Origin of the sequence: Streptomyces viridochromogenes DSM 40736 (genome assembly GCF_000158955.1) — a bacterium.
In the GTDB taxonomy this organism is placed as follows: Bacteria; Actinomycetota; Actinomycetes; order Streptomycetales; family Streptomycetaceae; genus Streptomyces; species Streptomyces venetus.
On the sequence record NZ_GG657757.1, the window covers coordinates 4,443,990 to 4,449,189 of the forward strand.

At 66.8% G+C, this 5,200-nt stretch carries 6 protein-coding genes and 2 pseudogenes; 6 read left to right on the forward strand and 2 right to left on the reverse strand.

What is annotated here, in order from left to right; all coding sequences use genetic code 11:
- Window positions 1–610, reverse strand: a pseudogene (locus tag SSQG_RS19510) (DUF5324 family protein); the annotation flags it as partial.
- A 131-nt stretch (window positions 611–741) separates the two neighbouring features.
- Here SSQG_RS19510 and SSQG_RS19515 point away from each other — a divergent pair.
- A pseudogene (locus SSQG_RS19515) lies at window positions 742–1,469 on the forward strand (peptidylprolyl isomerase).
- A 91-nt stretch (window positions 1,470–1,560) separates the two neighbouring features.
- Window positions 1,561–2,451 (forward strand): rhomboid family intramembrane serine protease, encoded by an 891-nt coding sequence (locus SSQG_RS19520; RefSeq protein ID WP_003991531.1) that lies wholly within the window; start codon window positions 1,561–1,563, stop codon window positions 2,449–2,451.
- Window positions 2,452–2,707: 256 nt separating this feature from the next.
- Here SSQG_RS19520 and crgA read toward each other — a convergent pair whose 3' ends face one another.
- On the reverse strand, window positions 2,708–2,962 hold the full coding sequence (gene crgA / locus SSQG_RS19525) for a cell division protein CrgA (protein ID WP_003991532.1): 255 nt from the start codon (window positions 2,960–2,962) through the stop codon (window positions 2,708–2,710).
- Window positions 2,963–3,100: 138 nt separating this feature from the next.
- On the opposite strand from crgA, the gene SSQG_RS19530 reads away from it, so the two are divergent.
- The 4 genes from SSQG_RS19530 to SSQG_RS19545 form a co-directional block, all read left to right on the forward strand.
- Window positions 3,101–3,883: a DUF881 domain-containing protein gene (locus SSQG_RS19530; protein ID WP_003991533.1), complete on the forward strand. Its 783-nt coding sequence runs from the start codon at window positions 3,101–3,103 to the stop codon at window positions 3,881–3,883.
- A gap of 20 nt (window positions 3,884–3,903) precedes the next feature.
- Window positions 3,904–4,617, forward strand: coding sequence for a class E sortase (locus tag SSQG_RS19535; RefSeq protein WP_003991534.1), 714 nt, complete (start codon window positions 3,904–3,906; stop codon window positions 4,615–4,617).
- A gap of 17 nt (window positions 4,618–4,634) precedes the next feature.
- Complete coding sequence (locus tag SSQG_RS19540; RefSeq protein ID WP_039933149.1) at window positions 4,635–4,832, forward strand: hypothetical protein; 198 nt, start codon at window positions 4,635–4,637, stop codon at window positions 4,830–4,832.
- Window positions 4,829–5,200, forward strand: a 372-nt coding sequence (locus tag SSQG_RS19545) for a glutamine amidotransferase-related protein (RefSeq protein WP_039933152.1), incomplete at its 3' end; no start/stop codon positions are given. The genes SSQG_RS19540 and SSQG_RS19545, both read left to right, overlap by 4 nt.

Sequence of the window (5,200 nt, forward strand, 5' to 3'; positions counted from 1 at the left end):
GACAGACGGCCCGACTCAGGGACCTCCGTCGCGGCGGGCGGCTCCACCAGCCAGTCCGGATTGGCCTGCTTGTCCCACCACTTCCAGGCGGCGAAGGCACCGCCCGCGACCGCGCCCAGAATCACCAGGGACTTCACAGCCCGGCCGGCCTTCGAACAAAACGTTCGTGCTTGCGGACCAGCTTCTTGATCTCCTTCGACGAGACCTGACCGCGCAGCGCGGCCATCGCGGCCACGCTCCGCGCCGCGGCCTCGGTCGTGACGGGTCCGGCCGCGGCCACCGCCTGCTCTAGCCTCGGCCTGGAGTACTCCGCCGCCTGCCGGGCGGCCTTACGCGTGCGGACGGCGGCGTCATGGGCAGCCTGGTCGACCTTCGGCGGCACATGCGAGCGGGCCTGATCCAGATACGGCTGCACATGGGCGCCGTACTGGACACGTGCCTGCCCGGCGGCCTGCGTCACCTTGGGCGCCAGCCGTACGCGCGCCTCGTGTGCGTAGTGCGCGGCCCTGTCCTTGGCCGTGTCGGCGTAGGGCGCCACCACTTCCGCGGCGTGCAGCACGCTGTCCTTCGCCGAACCGGTCGCGGCGCGCACGCTGTCAATGCGGGTCACGGGTTCCTCCTCCTCGGTGGCGTACGGTATTTCGACTTTCCACCCTTTTACGGATCATGCCTGTCCGGACGCATCGCGCCATGCGAGACGGGCATACGGGTGCCGATGGCGTTGATCGAGTACAAGTACGGATGAATAGGGGGCAACGTGAGCTTGACGTCGACAATGCCACGGATCGCCGCCGAGCGCCCCCGGCCCGGGACGACACGACCGGATTTCCGCAACCCTCCGGCCCGGTTTCCCCCCCCCCGGTGAACCGAGGTCGGGCGACGCGGAGCCCCGTCCATGCGAGGATCAGGGAGTCACAGAAAGACAACGGAAGGCAGATCGTGGCTGAGCAGCTCTACGCCACCCTGAAGACCAACCACGGCGACATCGAGGTCCGGCTGCTGCCGAACCACGCCCCCAAGACGGTCAAGAACTTCGTCGAGCTCGCCCAGGGCGAGCGGGAGTGGACCCACCCGGAGACGGGCCAGAAGTCCACGGACAAGCTCTACGACGGCACGGTCTTCCACCGGGTGATCAGTGGAAAACATGATCCAGGGCGGGGACCCAAAAGAGCAACGGCACCGGCGGCCCCGGCTACCAGTTCGAGGACGAGTTCCACCCGGACCTCCGCTTCGACAAGCCCTACCTGCTGGCGATGGCCAACGCCGGCCCGGGCACCAACGGCTCGCAGTTCTTCATCACCGTCTCCCCGACGGCATGGCTGAACCGCAAGCACACCATCTTCGGCGAGGTCACCGACGCGGGCAGCCAGAAGGTCGTGGACACCATCGCCACGATCCAGACGAACCCGCGCACCGACCGCCCGCTCAACGACGTGGTCATCGAGTCGGTCGTCATCGAGACCCGCTGAGCGCGAAGGCTCCCATAGGGAACCAATCGCCCCGCTCATCCGTAAGGAAGGGCGGGGCCGGCTTTTCTCCACCAACGACCCAGGGGATCTCATGGACGACCAGGCTGCGGGCAGCTCGCAGGACGCCCACAGCGTCCCCATGTGCTACCGCCACCCGGACCGCGAGACAGGCATCCGCTGCACCCGCTGCGAACGCCCGATCTGCCCCGAGTGCATGGTCAACGCCTCCGTCGGCTTCCACTGCCCCGAGTGCGTCCGCACCGGCTCCGGCACAGGGCACGCGCCCACGGCCGCCATGCCCCGCACCCTCGCGGGCGGCAGCATCGCGGCCGACCCCCGCCTGCTGACCAAGATCCTCATCGGCATCAACCTCGCGGTGTTCATCGCCGTCAAGGTCCACGAGTCGCTGCTGACCGACCTCGTCCTGCTCGGCGCCTGGCCGCCGGCACCCTACGCGCCCACCCAGGGCGTGGCGGGAGGCGAGTGGTACCGCATGGTGACCTCGATGTTCACCCACCAGGAGATCTGGCACATCGCGTTCAACATGCTCAGCCTGTGGTGGCTCGGCGGCCCGCTCGAAGCGGCACTCGGCCGCGTCCGCTACCTCGCGCTCTACCTCGTCTCAGGACTCGCGGGCAGCGCCCTGGCCTATCTGCTGGCCTCCCCGAACACGGCCACCCTGGGTGCCTCCGGCGCGATCTTCGGCCTGTTCGGCGCCACGGCCGTGCTGATGCGCCGGCTCAACTACGACATGCGGCCGATCATCGCGCTGCTGGCGATCAACCTGATCTTCACCTTCAGCCCGGGCTTCAACATCTCGTGGCAGGCCCACATCGGCGGCCTCGTCGCCGGAGTCGTCATCGGATACGCCATGGTCCACGCACCGCGCGAGCGACGCGCCCTGATCCAGTACGGCACCTGTGCGCTGATGCTGGGCGTGGTCGTCCTGGTGACCCTGTTGAGGACAGCCCAGCTCAGCTGAGCGCGAACGTTGTCCACAGCGGGTGTCGGATCTTGTGCACACGGTGCGGGAACACATGTGCCCCCTGTAACCGACCCGCGTTTCCGCAGGTCAGACAGGGGGCGAACGGGTTTTCGACTGCCGGTACTTCCGTCATACCGGCGTCAACCTCCAACGAGTTATCCACAGATCGTCTTTCTTTTCCACCTGTGGATAACTGCTGTGGATAACTCAGCGAACAGCCCTGGGCAGAGCTGTGTTCACCTTTCGGTGACCGCTACTTCCACTGGGTCGAGACACCGAATCCGGCGGCGATGAAGCCGAAGCCCACCACGATGTTCCAGTTGCCCAGCGAGTCGATGGGCAGTGAGCCGTCGGTGACGTAGAAGACGACGATCCAGGCCAGGCCCACGAGGAACATGGCCAGCATGACGGGGGCGACCCAGGCACGGCTGTTCAGCTTGATGGCGGTCGCCTGCTTCGCGGGCGGCGGCGTGTAGTCGGCCTTCTTGCGGATACGTGACTTCGGCACGAGGGTCTCTCCTGTCGATGCGCTGCGTGGCCGCGCAGGGAACTGGGTCGGGCTCGGGGTGGCGTAGGGGACTCCGAGTGCTCCCCCGGGCGTCCGTTAGCGTAGTGCTTCCGCGGCGCCGAAGGAGATAAGGGTACGTTGAGCAATTCTGCCGACTCCCCCGGGACGGGTTCCAGCCCTGAGCGCGCGCGTCGTTTCCGGCCTGTGCGGATCCTCACGGCGGCCGTCTTCGCTCTCGCGGGGCTCATCTTCTTCACCAGCTTCGACACCGCCAAGGGCACCAACATCCGCACGGACACCTCGCTGCTGAAGCTGTCCGATCTCATCCACGAGCGCAGCCGGGGCAACGGTGCGCTGGACGAGACCAACGGCACCCTGCGCAAGGAGATAGAGGCGCTGGCCGAGCGTGACGACGGCAGCACCAAGGCGGAGGACGAGAAGCTCGCCGCCCTGGAGAAGCGGGCGGGCACGCAGCGGCTCAGCGGCAAGGGGCTCACGGTCACGCTCAACGACGCTCCGCCGGACGCGACGGCCAAGCTCCCGGGGTATCCGGAGCCGCAGCCCGACTACCTGGTCATCCACCAGCAGGATCTCCAGGCCGTGGTGAACGCGCTGTGGCAGGGCGGTGCCAAGGGCATCAAGGTCATGGACCAGCGGCTGATCTCCACCAGCGCGGTGCGCTGTGTGGGTAACACGCTGATCCTCCAGGGCCGTGTCTACTCACCGCCGTACAAGATCACGGCGGTCGGTGACACGGACAAGCTCCAGAAGGCGCTCGCGGCCTCTCCGGCGATCCAGAACTACATGGTCTACGTCAATGTCTACGGGCTGGGCTGGAAAGTCGAGGAGAACGGCCCGGTGACTCTGCCCGGCTACTCGGGCACAGTGGATCTGCACTACGCGAAGCCCGTGGAGCAGTAGCCAAGCCGGGGGAGCTGCCGGTGCGCGTGATCGTCAGGACCGTCAGCGAGCTGTGTGTCACGGTAGGCAGCCTGATCGTGTTGTTCGTCGTCTACGTGCTGTTCTGGACGGGTGTGCGTGCCGAGGACGTCATGGACGACCAGATCGATCAGCTCCAGGAGCAGTGGTCGAAGTCGGGCGAGCGTCCTACGACGACCGGTTCCTCGCCTGCGAGCCCTTCGAACCCTGCGAGCTCTGCCAGCCCTGCGAAACCGGCTCCGTATGCCGAGGGCAGGCCCTTCGCGATCATGTACATCCCGCGTCTTGGTTTCACGTGGAACAAGCCGGTTTTGGAAGGCACCGGCACCGGCGTCCTGAAGAAGGGTCTCGGGCACTACGCGGAGACCGCGCAGCTCGGCCGGAAGGGGAACTTCGCGGTCGCCGGCCATCGGCGTACCTATGGCGATCCCTTCAAGGACTTTCCCGAGCTCCGGCGGGGTGATGCCGTGGTGCTGACCGACGGCACGACCTGGTTCACGTATCGGATCGACAAAGGCCCGTACAAAACAGTGCCGACGGACGTCGAGGTGATCGACCCTGTCCCACGTACATCCGGGTACACGGGTTCGGGCCGCTACCTGACGCTGACCACGTGCGAACCGGAATGGGGGCACAGTCATCGGCTGATCGTCTGGGCGCACCTGGACTCCACACAGCCTGTGGAGGCCGGGAAACCTGAGGCGTTGCGCCGTTAGTCTGGTGGCTGTACGGCGTGGGTCTGGTGCCGTGGTACGACGGAAGGGACGGCATGTACGGCTGGATCTGGCGGCATCTGCCGGGGAACACGTGGGTGAGGGCGTTGATCTCACTCGTCCTGGTCGTGGCCGTGGTCTACGTCCTTTTCCAGTACGTGTTCCCGTGGGCGGAACCGCTGCTGCCCTTCAACGATGTGACGGTGGACAACCAGTGAGCGCGCGCATTCTCGTTGTCGACAACTACGACAGCTTCGTCTTCAACCTGGTCCAGTACCTGTACCAGCTGGGGGCCGAGTGCGAGGTCCTGCGTAACGACGAGGTGTCGACGGCGCACGCCCAGGACGGCTTCGACGGTGTCCTGCTCTCGCCGGGCCCTGGCACGCCGGAGGAGGCGGGGGTCTGCGTCGACATGGTCCGGCACTGCGCCGGCACCGGCGTTCCGGTCTTCGGGGTCTGCCTAGGCATGCAGTCGATGCAGGTGGCGTACGGCGGTGTGGTGGACCGGGCGCCTGAGCTGCTGCACGGCAAGACCTCGCTGGTCGAGCACAGCGGCGGGGGTGTCTTCGCCGGGCTGCCCTCGCCC